Annotated in this window: 18 protein-coding genes and 1 tRNA gene; 8 read left to right on the forward strand and 11 right to left on the reverse strand. The window is 40.2% G+C overall.

Going from position 1 to position 16,363, the window contains the following annotated elements; translation table 11 throughout:
* Window positions 1-80: 80 nt before the first annotated feature.
* The 6 genes from AC6JA8_RS17185 to AC6JA8_RS17210 all read right to left on the reverse strand — a co-directional run bounded on the left by AC6JA8_RS17185 (window position 81) and on the right by AC6JA8_RS17210 (window position 4,437).
* Window positions 81-1,574, reverse strand: a complete 1,494-nt coding sequence (locus AC6JA8_RS17185) for a hypothetical protein (RefSeq protein ID WP_497974900.1) — start codon at window positions 1,572-1,574, stop codon at window positions 81-83.
* Window positions 1,575-1,630: 56 nt separating this feature from the next.
* Complete coding sequence (locus tag AC6JA8_RS17190) at window positions 1,631-2,158, reverse strand: gamma carbonic anhydrase family protein (RefSeq protein ID WP_497974901.1); 528 nt, start codon at window positions 2,156-2,158, stop codon at window positions 1,631-1,633.
* 4 nt (window positions 2,159-2,162) lie between these two features.
* Window positions 2,163-2,684: a c-type cytochrome gene (locus tag AC6JA8_RS17195; protein ID WP_497974902.1), complete on the reverse strand. Its 522-nt coding sequence runs from the start codon at window positions 2,682-2,684 to the stop codon at window positions 2,163-2,165.
* Between the two features lie 81 nt (window positions 2,685-2,765).
* Window positions 2,766-3,308, reverse strand: a complete 543-nt coding sequence (locus tag AC6JA8_RS17200; RefSeq protein WP_497974903.1) for an LOG family protein — start codon at window positions 3,306-3,308, stop codon at window positions 2,766-2,768.
* Window positions 3,305-4,036, reverse strand: a complete 732-nt coding sequence (locus AC6JA8_RS17205) for a TlyA family RNA methyltransferase (protein ID WP_497974904.1) — start codon at window positions 4,034-4,036, stop codon at window positions 3,305-3,307. The genes AC6JA8_RS17200 and AC6JA8_RS17205 overlap by 4 nt, the downstream gene beginning before the upstream one ends.
* Window positions 4,033-4,437 carry a hypothetical protein gene (locus AC6JA8_RS17210; protein WP_102245045.1) on the reverse strand — a complete coding sequence of 135 codons (405 nt, stop codon included), beginning with the start codon at window positions 4,435-4,437 and terminating at the stop codon, window positions 4,033-4,035. The genes AC6JA8_RS17205 and AC6JA8_RS17210 overlap by 4 nt, the downstream gene beginning before the upstream one ends.
* 89 nt (window positions 4,438-4,526) lie before the next feature.
* Between AC6JA8_RS17210 and AC6JA8_RS17215 the strand changes: the two genes are divergently transcribed.
* A tRNA-Ile gene (locus tag AC6JA8_RS17215) sits at window positions 4,527-4,603 on the forward strand.
* 140 nt (window positions 4,604-4,743) lie between these two features.
* Complete coding sequence (locus AC6JA8_RS17220; RefSeq protein WP_497974905.1) at window positions 4,744-5,184, forward strand: group I truncated hemoglobin; 441 nt, start codon at window positions 4,744-4,746, stop codon at window positions 5,182-5,184.
* 46 nt (window positions 5,185-5,230) lie between these two features.
* On the opposite strand, the gene AC6JA8_RS17225 is transcribed toward AC6JA8_RS17220, so the two are convergent.
* Window positions 5,231-8,041 carry a hypothetical protein gene (locus tag AC6JA8_RS17225; RefSeq protein WP_497974906.1) on the reverse strand — a complete coding sequence of 937 codons (2,811 nt, stop codon included), beginning with the start codon at window positions 8,039-8,041 and terminating at the stop codon, window positions 5,231-5,233.
* 123 nt (window positions 8,042-8,164) lie between these two features.
* The gene (locus tag AC6JA8_RS17230) at window positions 8,165-9,475 is read right to left on the reverse strand and encodes a sensor histidine kinase (protein ID WP_497974907.1); all 1,311 of its coding nucleotides are present in this window, start codon (window positions 9,473-9,475) and stop codon (window positions 8,165-8,167) included.
* A gap of 89 nt (window positions 9,476-9,564) precedes the next feature.
* Between AC6JA8_RS17230 and AC6JA8_RS17235 the strand changes: the two genes are divergently transcribed.
* From AC6JA8_RS17235 to AC6JA8_RS17255, 5 genes are all read left to right on the forward strand, one after another.
* Window positions 9,565-10,125 carry a putative periplasmic lipoprotein gene (locus tag AC6JA8_RS17235; protein ID WP_497974908.1) on the forward strand — a complete coding sequence of 187 codons (561 nt, stop codon included), beginning with the start codon at window positions 9,565-9,567 and terminating at the stop codon, window positions 10,123-10,125.
* A gap of 61 nt (window positions 10,126-10,186) precedes the next feature.
* Complete coding sequence (locus AC6JA8_RS17240) at window positions 10,187-10,621, forward strand: DUF3015 family protein (protein ID WP_102245052.1); 435 nt, start codon at window positions 10,187-10,189, stop codon at window positions 10,619-10,621.
* Between the two features lie 57 nt (window positions 10,622-10,678).
* Window positions 10,679-12,517, forward strand: a complete 1,839-nt coding sequence (locus AC6JA8_RS17245) for an Lnb N-terminal periplasmic domain-containing protein (protein ID WP_497974909.1) — start codon at window positions 10,679-10,681, stop codon at window positions 12,515-12,517.
* A 7-nt stretch (window positions 12,518-12,524) separates the two neighbouring features.
* Window positions 12,525-12,842, forward strand: coding sequence for a hypothetical protein (locus AC6JA8_RS17250; RefSeq protein ID WP_497974910.1), 318 nt, complete (start codon window positions 12,525-12,527; stop codon window positions 12,840-12,842).
* A gap of 68 nt (window positions 12,843-12,910) precedes the next feature.
* On the forward strand, window positions 12,911-13,882 hold the full coding sequence (locus AC6JA8_RS17255) for a hypothetical protein (protein ID WP_497974911.1): 972 nt from the start codon (window positions 12,911-12,913) through the stop codon (window positions 13,880-13,882).
* A 55-nt stretch (window positions 13,883-13,937) separates the two neighbouring features.
* Here the strand turns inward: AC6JA8_RS17255 and AC6JA8_RS17260 are convergent, their stop codons facing one another.
* Window positions 13,938-14,252: a hypothetical protein gene (locus AC6JA8_RS17260; protein ID WP_497974912.1), complete on the reverse strand. Its 315-nt coding sequence runs from the start codon at window positions 14,250-14,252 to the stop codon at window positions 13,938-13,940.
* Window positions 14,253-14,324: 72 nt separating this feature from the next.
* Entirely contained in the window at window positions 14,325-14,963 is a 639-nt protein-coding gene (locus AC6JA8_RS17265) for a hypothetical protein (RefSeq protein ID WP_497974913.1), read from the reverse strand.
* A gap of 201 nt (window positions 14,964-15,164) precedes the next feature.
* Between AC6JA8_RS17265 and AC6JA8_RS17270 the strand changes: the two genes are divergently transcribed.
* Window positions 15,165-15,716, forward strand: coding sequence for a transglycosylase SLT domain-containing protein (locus AC6JA8_RS17270; protein WP_497974914.1), 552 nt, complete (start codon window positions 15,165-15,167; stop codon window positions 15,714-15,716).
* A 46-nt stretch (window positions 15,717-15,762) separates the two neighbouring features.
* Here the strand turns inward: AC6JA8_RS17270 and AC6JA8_RS17275 are convergent, their stop codons facing one another.
* Window positions 15,763-16,311: a hypothetical protein gene (locus tag AC6JA8_RS17275; protein WP_497974915.1), complete on the reverse strand. Its 549-nt coding sequence runs from the start codon at window positions 16,309-16,311 to the stop codon at window positions 15,763-15,765.
* Window positions 16,312-16,363: the final 52 nt, after the last annotated feature.

The raw sequence follows: 16,363 nt of genomic DNA on the forward strand, positions 1-16,363 counted from the left end.
AGAGCAAACTTTATGCCGGGTTTAATAATGGCTTTTTAGAGGCTTAGTCCAGGTGTCTGATTAAAGATCATTCAGGGTGTCTATTCTTTAGACACCCTGTTGAGACAGTTCCAGTTCATCTTAATTTGATTTCCTAGAAGGTTAAAATGGTGTGTAAGCTCCAGGCAACCTGCGCGTGTGAGATAGCGGTTATCGTTCATTTGCGAGTAACAATACCACATCATATCGTCTGCATTCTCCGGGTCACCATTGCGGCTTTTTGCCAGAGAGCAAGCTTCAATATCCAAATCCTTTGGATTAGAAGTTAAACAACCCCAATCGTGGTTCTCTTTATTCACCAAGCACTGATAAGCTTTCGAAGGAATCTTCTTTACAACGACTTCACCTGCACATTTTTGCAGATAAGGGCCGTAACTTGAAGAGAGGAGAAGCTTCTTTTGAGCAGCATTTAGCTTCGTGAAAAGCCCCACCTCTTTGTTATGTTTAACGATCGTGCATAACTGATCGGCACTGATGTAATCAATCTCTTTAGAAAGGATTGAACTTACAACACTTAATAAAGAATCTTCGTAGGTGTAGATATCAATCAAGTTGTGAAGTTTCATAAAACCTAGAACCTTCACTTGGATTTCACTTAAACCTCTTGAAGACTGATAAATTGAAAGCATTTTCTCATAAAGATTACGGGCAATCTCATCTTCATCGCGAGCAAGCGCTACAAGAATAGGATGATTCTGATTCTTAATAAGAAAGTCATAGTTCTCTGAAATACTTCCCACCTTTAAGATTTGCTTCCAGGCATTGAGAGATAAAACAGAATCCACGCTAGAGAGGGCCACTTTTTTTAGCTCGTCATTTTTACGAACTTCAGGTTTCACCACTCTTAGGTTAGTCCCTTTAAAAGCACTCAAGAGCGCACTTTTCCCTAGACCAGTTGTCTTCTTTTCAACCGTCGTGCTTGCCTTAAAAGCGCGCTCCAGTCTCGGAGCAGCTTGCGCTCCAAGAGGACCTGTACTTTCAAAACCTACAACCATTTCAGATTTATTAAAAATAGAAGTCATTGATTCGGCCATACTCTGCCCAAAACTTAAATAGCGGGCCGCTGCCACTTCCTCTGCCAGGCTGAGTGGAAAACCATCGCCCACTAAAACTCTTAGATAATCATTCACACTTCTGTGATCAGGTGACTTTGATGAAAGAGTGTTACACCCCATTAGGTAAACAGCTTTTGGTTTATCTAAAATCGCTGGGCATGTTCCAAGTTCACGGGCGCGGGTCAGTTCTTCAAGAGAGATCGTAGCAGAGCTTTGCTCACCAAAAAAAAGCCCTCCAAAATGCCCAGAGACGACCAGGATGTCGCACGAACTTACTGTCTTACAGGCCTTAGAAAACCACTCTGGGTCTTTATTCTGTGGCACGAGTTCAATGTGCTTATACCCAAGAGGGGAAAGATTTTTATTAAAGCTTATTTTTTCGTCCGGCGAATTAAACGTCATTGAACAAAACGTTTGGGCCTTGAGTCCAAACGACACAATTAAGGCCAGTGCACCGACAATTAATTTTGCTGTTTTCATAGGGGGCCATCATATAATGAAATCGAAGCCCAAGGAGTAAAGGAGTATTTTTTACACTAAAGCAATTTTACCTGAGAAGGGTCTAGGTATTCGTCTTTATAAAGAACATAGGCTTTATAGTGATTGCCGTATTGAATGATTTCTTCTGGAGTTAGTTCGCGAACGGCCTTTGCCGGACTCCCCATAATCATGCTCTTTGGAGGATACTTCTTCCCCGGAGGCACAACACTTCCTCCTGCCACAACAGAGTTCTCACCAATATAGGCCCCATCCATAATCACGGCCCCCATACCAATCAGGCAGCTGTTTTCAATCGTGCACCCGTGAAGAGTTACACTGTGACCAATGCTCACATTCTCACCAATTGTGAGCGCGAAATCCTTCGTCACGTGAAGCATAGTTAGATCTTGAACGTTGGTGTTTTTTCCGACAGTGATGGTGTTGACGTCGCCGCGAGCGACACACTGATACCAAATATTGACGTTTTCAGCGAGAATAACTTTCCCGATGATATCTGCACTGGGAGCGATAAACACTCCCTTTCCTAATTGCGGGTTAATTCCTTTAAAGGAATAAAGAGGCATGATCCTATTGAGCTGGAGCTGCAGCAGGAGCTGCGCCTTCAACTAGCTTTTTCCACGGAAGACGTGAAACGTAAGCAGCAAGGTCTTTCATATCTTGTGGAGATAGACCTTTTAGGATTGGGTTCATAACTGGGTTTGAACGAACACCAGCTTTCATGTCAGTAAGTTGTTTTTCAATGTACCAGTCGAACTGTCCACCGATGAAAGGAGCTTTTTGAGAAGCTTTCCCTTCTCCACCTTTACCGTGGCAAGAAATACACTGATTATAAAGTTTATGTCCTTTAACAAGCTCTGGAGTGTTCAGGTCTACAACTGGAGCGTATTCCTTTACTTCAACTTCTACTTCAGCAACTTTTTCTTTTGGAGCCGTTAGCTCATGAATAAGCTCAGTTCTTTTTTCGTAAGCTTCTTCTGTTTTATGAAGATCAAATTTAGCATTTGAAACTGGAAGAGATTTGTATGAGAACAGCACAAGACCAAGTACGAACGCTGTTAATACACCTAAAAAAACCATCAATCTTGTCATGACTCTCCCGCCTTAGACCTTGAGAAAAAAAATATACGTTTAAGACTCGAATTATAGGGCATTATTAAAAACTTGGCAATTTTATACGCCTTGCAAAAGAATTTTTTCTACATCGTTTAGGGTTTTTAATTCATGCAGGAGATTGAGATGTTCCCCTTTGATAAACCCTTCTGCATTTGAGTGTCTTAGATAAGACAGCAGTGAGTCATAAAAACCTTCGAAGTTTAAAATATAGCTCGGCTTCTGATGGTATTTTAATTGAGTCCAAGTCAGAACCTCAAACATCTCATCAAGAGTTCCCATTCCACCCGGTAAACTTAAAAAAGCATCTGCGTTGTCATACATCAATTGCTTTCTTTGATGCATGTTATCCACAACATGAAGTTGAGTCAGTCCACTGTGGGCCACTTCGTAATCCACCAAGGCCTGAGGAATCACACCGATCACTCTTCCTTTATTTTTTAACACGCTATCGGCAATCGCCCCCATCAGTCCGATCGAAGCACCACCGTAAACTAAACCTACATTGTTTTTTACTAAAAGCTCGCCGATGGCATGCCCTAGCTCGAGATATTTAGAACCCTGGCCCGATGCCGAACCACAAAAGATGCAGAGGTTTTTCATTTAGAGCGCCCTTTATCAAAATAGAAGAAGTATTCTTTATTGCCGGTCTTCCCAAGAATCGGTGAATCACATTGATCGACCAGGAAAAACCCCTGGGCCTTACACCACTCTTTCATTTCGTGCATCATCACCAGGCGATGGCCTTCGCTTTTAACGATCCCATTCTGGTCTACACCCGTTGGACCAACTTCAAACTGTGGCTTCACCAGAGCGATGATCGCCCCTTGTGGTTTCACCAGGTCAAAAATATTTTTAAGAACTAATTTTAATGAAATAAAAGAAAGATCCACGACGGCCAGGTCAACTTTTTCACTCAGCTCGAATGGATAACGGATATTGACCCCTTCGTGATTTTCCACGCGCGGGTCTTGGCGAAGAGACTGGGCCAGTTGATCGTGGCCAACATCAATGCAGTAAACTTTTTTAGCTCCCTGATGAAGAACATAATCTGTGAATCCGCCAGTGCTCGCACCGACATCGGCCACAACCAATCCTTCCGGGTTAATTTGAAAACGAGCGAGAGCTCCTTCAATTTTATGGGCGCCACGAGAAACATACTGAACATCTTTTCTCACTTCTAAACCCTCGGCAGTTACTTGTTGAGAGGCCTTTTCGACTTTTTTCCCTTGATAAAACACCACCCCTTCTTCGATTAAAAGCAAAGCCTGCGACCTGGTTGAGGTCAGTTTTGCTTCAACGAGAACTTTATCTACGCGGTCTTTAGTCATAGTGAAACTGGAGTGATGACGATTTCAATCTGCTCTTCGTTTCTTTCAACGTGAGTGATTGTTTTCGTATCACCTAAGTAAATATCCAGGTTGGGTTCGTTAAAAGTTTTAACGATTTTCCCGTTGATATTGTAAAGATCACCTTTAATGCGCACGAAACCTGACGGTCCGTATTCATGAACACTTTGAACATAAAAAGCAGAGATGTCGGCCTTAATCCCGTTTTTCATCTGAATGAGAATATGTTCTTTTTCATCCACGGATTGAATTGAATGTTGCTCTGTAGACAAGAAGAACCCTTTTCCGATTCCCTTTTTATAAATAAGGCTCACTTTTAAACCGATTTTTGCTTCCGCAACCGTCGTGAGCGCCATAAGGCTTAAGACTAATAAAATTTTCATTCTAAAATCTTAAAGGATGATGCTTAAGGGTTCAATCGAATTGTGTACAGATCAGGCGTTTTGGTGCATACTTTGTTGACTACATATAGGGGTCAATAGCTCAGTTGGTTAGAGCTCCCGGCTCATAACCGGGTGGTCCTGGGTTCAAGTCCCGGTTGACCCACCAATTAAACCACCAGATGAACTTCTGGTGGTTAATTTTGGTCAGCTATCCTATCTATCAATGATCCTTCTCTTCCTCACAATTGCACCGACTCTCTTGTTGCTCTAGACTAAAAGATATCTACTTCTTCATAAAGGCAGACAATGACTCAAGTGACTATCTACGATAAGTACGGTGGCTATGATTTTTTTCATAAGATTATCTATGAGCTTTACCTGGAATTATTTGATCATATAGAAATTAGTTATCATTTTATCGGCGTTGATATTGAGCGCCTCTCAAACCTTCAAGCGCAATACCTCTGTGAAGCGATCGGCGGCCCTAAAATGTACCAAGGCCGCGACATCGGCATCGCCCATAAATATTTGAGAGTGACTGGTTATGAATTCGAGACAGTCGCCACAAGATTTGCCGAAATTTTTAAAAATAATGGTTTAGAAGATGATGAGGTAAAGTTCATTATGAACTTTATTAAATCAAAAGAGCCCATGATCGTTACAGCTAAAAACACACTAATGGATAGGATTGCTCGCTATCTTTATAAGAAAATCAAAAAGATTAAAGAATTTTTTAGGAAGTTATAAAACCACCGGTTTTACCCGGTGGTCGTTTTGTTGGAATTTTTTTTGATTACTCTGCTACATCAATCGAAAAATAAACTTGTCCTAAATTAGCATCATCTTTCATTTTGTGAACATAACGAGTCCCGATTTTAAACGGAAGAAAACGAGCAAGTCTCGATTCAAGCTCAAGCTCTAGTCCATAACTGTTAAGCGTCTCACCTTTTCCAGAGTACTTAACATGAGTGCTATCGAAGAAAGCGTTGGCCGTCATACGTTTTAGGTAATAGACACCAAAAACATTGAAGTCTGGGTCAATAACCGGAAGAATGTAGTTTCCTGAAAGTTTATCGTAACTAAAAACATCTTTGTACTCATACCCTCTTGAAAGAATATAATCCAATGGTGAAGCAAGAGCAGGCATAAAGCGGTAACCAGCTAAAGAGTCTTTTTGTTTCTCCTGACTCGCCGTGAATCTAAAGGCATGGTTGGTCCAAAAACCAGGAGTCGTCGCTTCCGCTAAATGAGTCAGGCGGTAATTCGATGAAGCTGCCTTTTTTCCTTCAGCATTATCGTAACTGATATTATATTTTAGACCCCATTCAGAAAAAATCTCACGCTGTGTTTTTTGCTTCTTAAGAGTGAAGCCTGCGTACCCCGTCGTTAAAACAAAACTCTCCTTACTCGCGGCCTGTGCAGCTGAATTGTAAGCATAGTCTCTAGTGTCCAGGTAATTACCTGCGGCCCCTAGTGCTGCAGAGAAACCATAAAGGTTTTTTTGATAAGAATATGGAAGAAGGATACTTGCCCCAGAGATGTATTCTTTCCACTCAAGATAATTTTCATTTGAGTAATACTCTAACTTACGTTTTCTTGCTCCTGCGTTCAGGTTAAAAACCGGATAGAATTTTCTAATATCAAAATTGATTTCAGCTAAATTAGCATTTCTTTCTCCACCCGAAGCATACATAAAATTGATGCCTAAAGTGTTAAGGTAGTTTGACGTCTGGGCGCTAAGCTCAACCCCTTTTCCACCAACAATACTCCAAGAATGAGGAATGAAAAGTTCACTCGTTACATCCCCATAGGCCTTTGGACTATATTTTTCACTATTTTTAGTCCTCAATTCTTTTTGATCATCAAAAGCTTGAAGAGTGAATTGGTTGTAATTATCTGAAGGTGATGAATTATCCAGGTAATTAAAATTAACCAGAGATTCTTTTGGCAATGGAGTACAGTCCGTTAAAGGAGCTGTTACAATTTTAGATCCATTTGTATCCATTTCACTGTAATACAAATTTGTCCCATCAGCACTTGGGGCCGACGCCGCAAACTTTGTGCGCGTACATTGTGCGACATCGCCGGCCATGTTTAACTTCATGATTTCAACATGTCCTTTGTATTGAGCCTCGAAGAAAACATCATTATTCGCATTCAAAGAAAGAGCAAAAATATTATTGCGCGATGGTGGAAGTAAAGGCTGGCTGTCTTTTCCGCTAAAATTAACTTTCGCAATAAATTTATAACCGCGAAGATCAGACATAATAGCAACCACTTCATCTTGATTTAAGTAGACTGCTTCTAGTACGTGTAAATTGGTAAACTCAACACTTCTTAAGCGCTCACCAGTCAGGTTAAACTCCGAAAGAATCCAGTGGTTTTTTTCGTTAAATTCAGTCGCGAGGATGCGATCCCCTGCCTGGTTTAAACGAGGGGCAAACAGTCTTTTCCCCCAGGTAATTCTCTCTCTACTTTTTTTAGCGAGATCAACAATAATTAAATCTTGAGAGCCTTTATAGCCAAAACGCGGGTCTGAAAAAGATTGTGCATAAACGGCGTGACCTTTGTTCATGTGAACCTGGTATAAATCTTTAATGAAAGGTATCTCTACAATAGTTTCACCATTTTTCTGGATCTCCCAATGAGTGTCCATGGTTGAGCTGACAGTATATAGATCATTGTTAATTTTAAACGGATAAGTGTTATCACGATACTCTCCGATAACCATGCTTGAGTCTGCTTCTTTTGACCACTTGTCTTTTAGCTCTTTCATGGTCTCATCATAGAAATCAAGAAAGCTTTGTCCGGTAATGTCTCTAAAAACTTCATACAGGCGAAATGGGTGTGGGAATTTAGCAACTCCTGCAAAAACTTTTTTCCAAAAGTCTTCTCCATATTTTTGATAGCCGCGTGAAACAAGAGCGTATCCCCAGACATAATGGTTCGGCAGAACATTGTTATATGTCCCGTTAACGAACTCATCATATGTCGGAATGCGGTTACTCAAAACCAAGGCCTTTAATCTGGCCAGAAACAGTGGAGACCTTCCCCTTCCTGCATCTGTATATTTTGTCTCAGTCCAAACAGCATCACCTTCCATAATCCAAGGTTGCAACCCGGCAGCTACGGCAATCATGACGGCCGTATCTCCAAAAAGATAGGAAGCGTACTTTACTGTTGATTGCTTGATATTATCAAATTGGTTCACGTGACGGTATTCGTGAATAGCCAGTGTCTGATACCATTCGCTCGAACCAACATAACTAGAGAAACTTTGCGAGCTAAACCATTCACTTCTTCTTGGCCCAACGGTTACAAAGCCATTTGGAACGGCCATTTCTCCACGGATAATTAAAGGGAATTTTTTAGGCCTATCAATTCCATAGGTCTTTCCAACATATTGTGAATAGTGTTCAACAAGATTTGCCAGGTAGATCGATTCTTCTTTTAAGAAAGTTGGATAAATCAAATCGACATAATCATTGGAGATGGTTTCCCACTTTAGAGATGAACTACTTTGTGTAAGTACTTCTTCAGGCAGGGTCTGTGCATATGTATTCAATGCACAAGCAAATGAGAGAATCAGCAATAACAATCGCATAAAAGAAAACCTCGCTATAAAAAGGAATCAGGTAATGAGAATGTAGTGAATATATACGAAGAATGGTCTTAATAAAAATATTTTAATCGGAATTAGCTCAAATGGGTAATAAGTTAAAGGCGTTTATGATGCGCGTTCAAACTCTAAAGTGAAAGTTGTTCCAGTTTCTTTTGCATCGTCTTCAGAGCATTGAGAAACGACTGTTATTTTGCCGTTCATTTTTTCAACATATGTCTTTACGATTGGCAACCCAAAGCCTGTTCCTTCTTCTCCCTGTGTGCCTTTTCTGGAAGTCTTACTCTTCATATCAAAAAGCTTAGGCAAAAGGTCTCGAGGAATACCAATTCCGGAATCTTTTATAGAGATTAAAGCGCTTGCTGCTTTCTTTTCCAACGTAATTGAAATCTCACTTCCTTCAGGTGAGAACTTAATTGCATTTGAAAGTAGGTTTCCTAAGATTTGATGGAGTAGTAAATCGCCATTGGCACGGATGGGGCAAACTTTAAGGTCACTGATCACATTAAGCGAGATACGCTTAGTCTCCAGTTTTTCAGAGAAGTTTTCTCTTAACTGTTCCAAAAGGTTAAAAAGCTCTACGTCTTGAATATCAATCCTGTTTTTTCCCAGCTCTGTCGCGTAGAGGTTTCTGACATTGTTGACGATATCAGAAATATTGTAAGAAGCTTTTGAAATTTTTTTCACCGACGTCAGCGCCTCTTCAGGAAGTGGCTCTTTATTTAAAAGATTACTTCTCCCTATAATAACCGTCAGCGGAGTGGAAATGTCATGAGTGATAACACAAATAAGATTTTGAATTCCTTCTTTTTTATCTTCAATTTCTTTTTGGTGCATTTCAACCAGAAGAAGGAAAACCCAAACAATAATAGCAGCAACAAAAATCCATCCAAACGTAACCAGGGCCTGAGAGATTAACAGCCCGTTAGGTGTAATCAAGTATGGAAAGGGATAGTTATTCATTTCCAAAACAGCGAAACCTAAAACAACCAGAGTGCTGATAGTAAGCCAGGTGATAATCCCTCTTCTTCCTGTCACAACTCCGGCAATCAATGGAAGAATCCCGAACCAAATAATAATGTTGCTATGATAACCACCGCAGAAAAAACCAAAGGTCGCTTGATGGATCATCCCTGCGGCCAGAAAAATATTGGTGTTGAATTCAAGGCGATTATTAAAACGAAACAACAATGGCGAGAGGAGATGAATCACACTCGCTGTAATTCCGACGATTCCGGGAAGAGGATGAAGAATTGTTTTGTAGGCCAAAAGAGCATAGCCCCACATTAAAATTCCTGTCGCTAGAACACACACGAGATAGCTGTGAATGTGCCTCGGCGCCAGGTCTTTTTTTTGAAGACGATTTTTTGCTACGAACTGGTAAAGGTTCATGTATGCTTTTAGGAATAGCTCACCCATATGGATTAGATTCTACATAAAAAAGACTGTCCGTTGCTTGAATTTATTATTAAGATAAAATCATTTTAATGGACTAAATTAGTATAAAAATGAAAAGACTTATCCCCTTTCTTGCTATTTTAATTCTCTCTGGTTGTTCTTCATCACCTGTAGGACCAGTCACAACTTTTAGTCAAGATCATCTATCCATTACCATTAATGCCGAAGTCGCAAGTAAGGTTGAGGCCACTTTAAAAAATGAACTCACGTATATAAAGACCATCACGGAAGAAGATTTTAAAAACGAACTTCTAAAAACGTTATCTTCTATTCACTTCATTGATTATCAACCGGGCCATTGCGGCAGCGGACAGGTGGCGTGCTCAGATAAGATGAATGATGGAAAAATCTTTATTAATCAAAACTTTTTCCAAATGCCCTCACTGGAACAATTCACGGCCCTTCTTCATGAAGCCCGCCATCTGGAATCACAAAATTTTGAACATGCGAAATGTTCAAAGCGCCCAGAGTGGGGTTATGAATGCGACGAAAATATTAATTCTCCCTATGGGCTGGAATACAAATACCTTTTGCATAAATTCATTAACAACAAAGACGAGCAATCTGCTCAAGTACTCCAAAGAATTTTTCTTCGCGTAAATAAAATTTAATTTTACTGTAATGTAAAAGTAACTTATGCTTTAGCTTTATTATTCTTATGGAGGAGTTCTCATGAAGAAGCTTTTAGCTATCGCTATCTCTCTAGTATCTGTTAACGCTTTTGCTGCTGGTTACGGTTCAGCTGGATGTGGTCTTGGATCAATCGTTCTAGGTGACAAGCCAGGATTTATGCAAGTTTTCGCTGCTACTACAAACGGAACATCTGGTTCACAAACTTTTGGTATCACTTCAGGTACATCTAACTGTGGATCTGCTGGAAAATCTTCTGAGCAATTCATCGAAGCTAACAAAGCTTCTCTAGGAAACGACATTGCTCGTGGACAAGGTGAAACTGTTGATTCACTAGCTACTATCATGAACGTATCTAACAAGACTGAGTTCGCTGCTGCTCTTAAAGCTCAGTACTCTGAAATCTTCAAGACTGGTGATGCTAAGACGATCAACTCAAAGATCATCGCTATCGCAAAATCAAACAAGTTACTTTAATTTTCGCTTTAATAAGGGAGGAAGCTCAGGCTTCCTCTCCTCTACTGCAGACAACACATGACTTCTACCCTGCGTTTTGTTCTTTTCTTCTTCCTTTTTGTTTCAGTAAGCTTTGCTCAAGACCAATACTATTCTCCAGTTTGGAAAAACTTGCTTCATTATAACCGCGGTCTCCTGGGCGTCTCCAGCGACGTCGATGACTCGGCCTTCTTTATTGCTAAAGATGGAAAAAATAATCCGCTTCATGAATTAGCGGAAAACGTTCTTAAAATTAACGCTAAAGATAGAGAATACATTTGCCGTTTCCCGGCGAGATTTAAATATTTAAACAGAAGCCAGAACCTTAATATTGATGAATCTATTTTAAAGAGTTGCGAAAAGTATCAACAATACCTTGTTGATCATTACCCAAAAACAGTTCATCTGGTTTTTTCTTCTTATTATCTTGAATCACCGGCTTCAGCCTTTGGACACACTTTCCTGAGATTTTCTAAAAACGAATCTCTCTCAAGTGATAAAAGATCAGAACTTTTGGATGTCGGAATTAATTATGGTGCTTCCAACACTTCAAGTAATCCACTGGTCTATACCGTCTATGGAATCTTTGGTGGATTCCAGGGGACTTTCTCTTCTATTCCCTATTTCTATAAAATCCGCGAGTACAATGATTTTGAATCCCGAGACCTTTGGTCTTATGAACTAAACTTCACTGAAGCTCAAAAAGAAAAACTGCTCGATCATTTATGGGAGCTCGGTGGAACCTGGTATTACTATTACTTCTTTACAGGAAACTGCTCGCAGAAAATCATGGCGCTTCTTGATGGAGTTGAACCTTCATGGAAACTTCTCGATAGTCTTCCCAAATACATTATCCCGGCCGAAACTATTAAGGCCCTCTACAATGTTCCAGGGCTTGTGAATCACATCACTTTCCGCCCGAGTAAAAGAAGAATGTTCCAGGAAGCTTATGGGCAGCTTTCATCAGAAGAAAAAAGAGTTTTCAAACAGGTTGTCGATCACGATGACTGGAATCTAGTTCAAAGCAAAGATATCTCAACTGCTTCAGCGGCAAAAATCCTGGATGTCATCATTGAGTTCATCGACTACAAATATTCAAAAGAAGTTCTTTTTGAAAAAGGGCCGAAGTACGAATGGAAACAAAAGCTCCTGGCTATCAGAAGCCAAAATCCTGAAAGAGGAGCTGATCTTCAAATCCCTCCTCCAAAAGATGAAGAGCCGCATCTTTCTCACCCATCGAGAAAAGTAAAACTTATGGCAGTCAAAACTGAACACTCGGATGACCTGACATTTAAAGTCTCTCATCGTTTTGCGCTTCACGATTTCACTGACCCCACTCTTGGTTCACCGAAATTGTCGTCAATTAACTTTTTTAAAGTAGACCTGGAAGCTTCAAAAAAAGCTCTTAAAGTTGATTCAGTAACTGCAGTTGAAGTCGCTTCATTTAATCCATGGGGAAGTTATTTTTATCCAGTGAGCATCTATGGAATCATCGACTATTCAAAGGATAGAATGAATCTTTGTGGCGACTGCCGCGTCTTTAAAGGCTCTGTGGCCTCAGGTCCATCGTGGTCTTTTTTCAATGACCGCCTAATTCCTTTTATCTTCGCCAGCTCTGATTTTATGTACGCGAGCGCCTATAATAAAAACTTTGAAATTAATGCCGGAATTTACACCGGAGTGATCTTGAGAGTCTCAGATTGGTTTTCAAGTTTTGCCAGATATAAAAAGGCCTATGCCCTTTTTAACAAAAAAGAAAACTATATGACTGAAGTAACAGGTCAGTTTCACCATACTAAACACATTGATACCAGCATTGAAGCCAGCTTTTCTGATAAGAAAAAGCAGTATATGATGGGATTCAATTTTTTCTACTAGGAGTTTTATGAAGTACCTTTTTCTTCTTACCTTGCTTGCTTCTTGTGCCGAACTTCAAAAAAATACTAACGTCAACATGATGGCCGAGGCTGACTCTGTAAGAGTCCTTGAGGCCGATGCACCGGCCGGTTCTTGCACAGTGGTCACAACTGTTCGCGGGGAAGATAACCTGATGAACCTTGGAAGAGACACTGCCGTTGCCAACATGAAGAAATACGCTGAAGGAAAAGGCGCTAATGCAATCTTCGTAAAAGAGTGCAAAGAAACGAAAACAGCTATTTCGACAATCACAACCTGCAAAGGCATCGCTTACAAATGCCCTTAAGCAATAAGTTCTGAAAAAATTACAAGGATTCTATGAGAGCGCCCTGGTTCTGATAGAATCCTTGGACTATGAAAAAATCAATTTTATCCCTGAGTCTTTTAAGTCTTTCCTTCAACCTGTTTGCAGCTGAAGCCGACAACTTCACAGCGCGCACTCTGGATCTTGCTGATGCTGGAGAAGAGGTCAATGTCCTGGCCAACAACTACCTAAAGAAGGCCATTGTTGATTTAAACAAGGTCGGTGGGTGTAATGAGGAAGCCCTTTATAAGGAATTAAGAAAATACTTCGCAAATCACAGCAAAGGCGAACTGGTTAAAGACATTCTTTACCGTAATGCCGTGGCCATCAATAACCTTCCAATTAAACAATCAGTTTACGAAAACTGGGAAAAAGCTGATGGATTCCTACTGGGAAGAAAAAAAGCAGCAACCAGCCCTCTGGCCCTAAGCCCACTGATTAAAATCGGCGACGAAACTGTTGGTGTCGATAAGTTTGAGCACATGTTTGGGATGGGATTTACTTACTTCACTAAGCACTACCAAAAAGGCAAAGATATTAAAGATGTCCTAAGTTACGGGATCGCCCTGGAGAAAACTATTTTGGGTGGGAACGTGTTTGCCACTGGTGTTTTTTCCTACGGTGATCTTTCAGCTAACTTTAACGGAATGAGATTCTGGAACCACGTTCTGCAAAAGAACGACGATATTTTAGGAAGTGAGCACAACCTTGGCCCTTATGTGACATGTTCTGCTTCTAAATGGCAGGTCAATGAGAAGAATCCAATCGACTTTAAAAACTATATCGATGCTTCAATGGATGAAAGTATCAATTGCAGCAAATTCGCCGGCACAAAGGCCGTAGGCAAGTTTAAGGCAGCTATTAAGAAAAGAGGTTTCGTCGACAGCAACAACCAGGCGCTTTGTCCGGTTGAGCCTTCTAAGCTTCAAGAAATGAGACAGAAGTATAAACCTTCTGGAATCGAGCACCTTATCATCAACGATGAGGGTCTTGGCAAAGTCTCTTACTTCAACGAATTCTAGAAAATAAAAAAGCCTCCATATGGAGGCTTTTTTATTTAAACTTTTAAAAGATTAATTAGTTCCCAACAGCACCAGTTTCATCAATCTTTAACTCACAAGAGTAGTTAAGAACGAATGCAGAAACTCTTGAACACTTAAGGTCTCTTCCAACTCTTACAGTTGTCTCTAGGCTTCCTTCTCTTTTTGATGTTTGAGTAGCAGCAGATAATTTTTCGAAAACAACTCTAGCAGCTTCACCTTGGATTAAAAGACCAGCAGTATTTCCGCTAGCGTTCCAAGCGCGTGATGTCCCTTCCCAAGTTCTGATTGGTGAGCGTGCGAATGTAGAAACAGATGCAGTCAGTGCAAGAACAGCGATTAATGTTTTCATATAAAACTCCTCATTGGTTAGAATGAGGAGCTTCTATCATTGTTGGTCTCAGTAAAGAAAGGGCCATCTGAACTATTTACAGCGAGTCAGCGCCTCTGAAGATGATTGGGAAGCCTTCACATTTGAAGAAGAAAACTCAGCCTGAAGGACTTTGTTTTTTCCCAATGTCAGTTTGTATGTTGTCGTCACGTCTGCATATGTATTGCGGGCCTGTTGAGTTCCTGTCTTATCCATCAGACCCATCACGCAGTTATAAGCACCATTCACATCAACACCACACTTGTACCCCATCTCCTGGTAAGTACAGATTTGTGTTTCTGTTTTCTCTACGGCCTTTCCTTGAGTTATCGTTTTACGTAAGTACAAATCATAGTTTAGACCTGAGTCTTTCGCTAAGAGCGTGAAAGTCTCATCGTTATGATAGCTATCTGTTGGAACATCAATAGTTAGGGTTTGCCCGTTTTGCTTTAAAACCAGTTGTGGATCAAGTAGTGAAAATCCTAGAGGTACCTTCTCCGTTCTGATTTCCATATAACCTTTATTCAATGAGATGCTACGTCCTGCATGTTGAGAAAGGACGACAGAATCCTTGCCTGGAATGGCCAAAATCCCTTTATGATCAATTTTTGAATTGATTAACCCTGCGTGTGCGGCAACAGGTAAAATAAGTGTCGAGAAAACCATGCTAAGAGCTAAGACATTGTTTTTCATAATGACTCCAAGATTTAAACAGTTTGTCGAAATTCTACTCCGGAAACCTGCCCCATTCCTAACCACAGGTATTTATTTTAGACCCTGTCAAAAGGTTCAACAGAGACTACTTTTTAGGCAATTTTTCTCCCGTTTTTCAAGGAGTTAGACCATCATTTTTGGCCCAAACCGTGCACTTTAGAAGGCAAGCGGGGGCTTAAAATGAAAACAACAAAAACACTTATTCTTACACTTATCCTTTCTCTGATTTCAACGAATGTTATGCCAAAGTCTTTCACTAAAGCAGAGATTAGAGCTTATAACATCGCTACAATTTCAAAGATGATTGAAGTGGTTGAACCAAAAGTGAATGCAAAGAAAAGAGAAGAAATCGCGCGTGCTCTTTATCAGACAACAAAGAAGTATGCGATCGATCCAAAGATTATGGTGGCCATTATTTCTACTGAGTCTAACTTTAATAATGCCGCTGTATCTGTTTCGGGAGACCTTTCTCTTGCTCAGATCAACACTAAAGTTTGGGACGCTGAATTTGAGCGTTTAGGACTTGGAAAAATCGACAAGAAGCTTTTAAAGGCAGACGAGTCTTATGCTCTTAATAAAATGGGTAAGATTCTTTCTATCCTGAAAACTCGTCACGCTAAAAAAGATGCTAAATGGTATGCTGTTTACCACTCAAAAACTAAAAAGTTTAAAAACGCATACGATGGAAAAGTTCAAACTCGTTTAAGAATGATTGCTTCAGTTTCTCTTTAATAAATATTTCCACCAGACTTGTAAATAAAGTCTGGTGGATACTTATCTAGTAACAAAGTTGATGACGAGGCTCCTGTCCACAAAGCACCTTCACCTCACTTTCCAGCTCTTTGTTTTTAATCTTCAATACTGACTTAATGTTCTTAATATCCACTCTCAATTTATCCGACTCATTTTTAGTGAGCATAAATCCAATTTGAGAGCCTGCAGCAGCAACAGCTGAAGGTAAAATAGCCACTGAACCATAAGTGATAAAACTCTTTTCGATAAGAGAGGTTGGCTTAGGAATTCTTGCTGTGGCACTTAACATACCAACTCCTAACATTGAAAACGAAACCACGGTAGCAATACTAGCGACCTTGCGAGTTTCAAAAAAGAATTGATGGGCCTTATGCTCTTCATTGACTCTCAGAAGCTTTAATTCAAAAGCATCTAGATTTTTTTGACCTTCTATTAACTCACTTTTAAGAACACTAATCTTATTTAATCTCTCGATCGCCCCATCTGAGACAACAGAGTCGACACGAGAAGATGAATAAACTGCTTGTGATGCCAATAAGAATGATAAAAAAACAAATGAAACTGCCTTCAACATAATCTCCTTGAGGTGTTATTTTTCAAAAGATTATAAGTGAGTCTTTTTAAAG

It is taken from the genome of Bacteriovorax sp. HI3 (genome assembly GCF_059738875.1).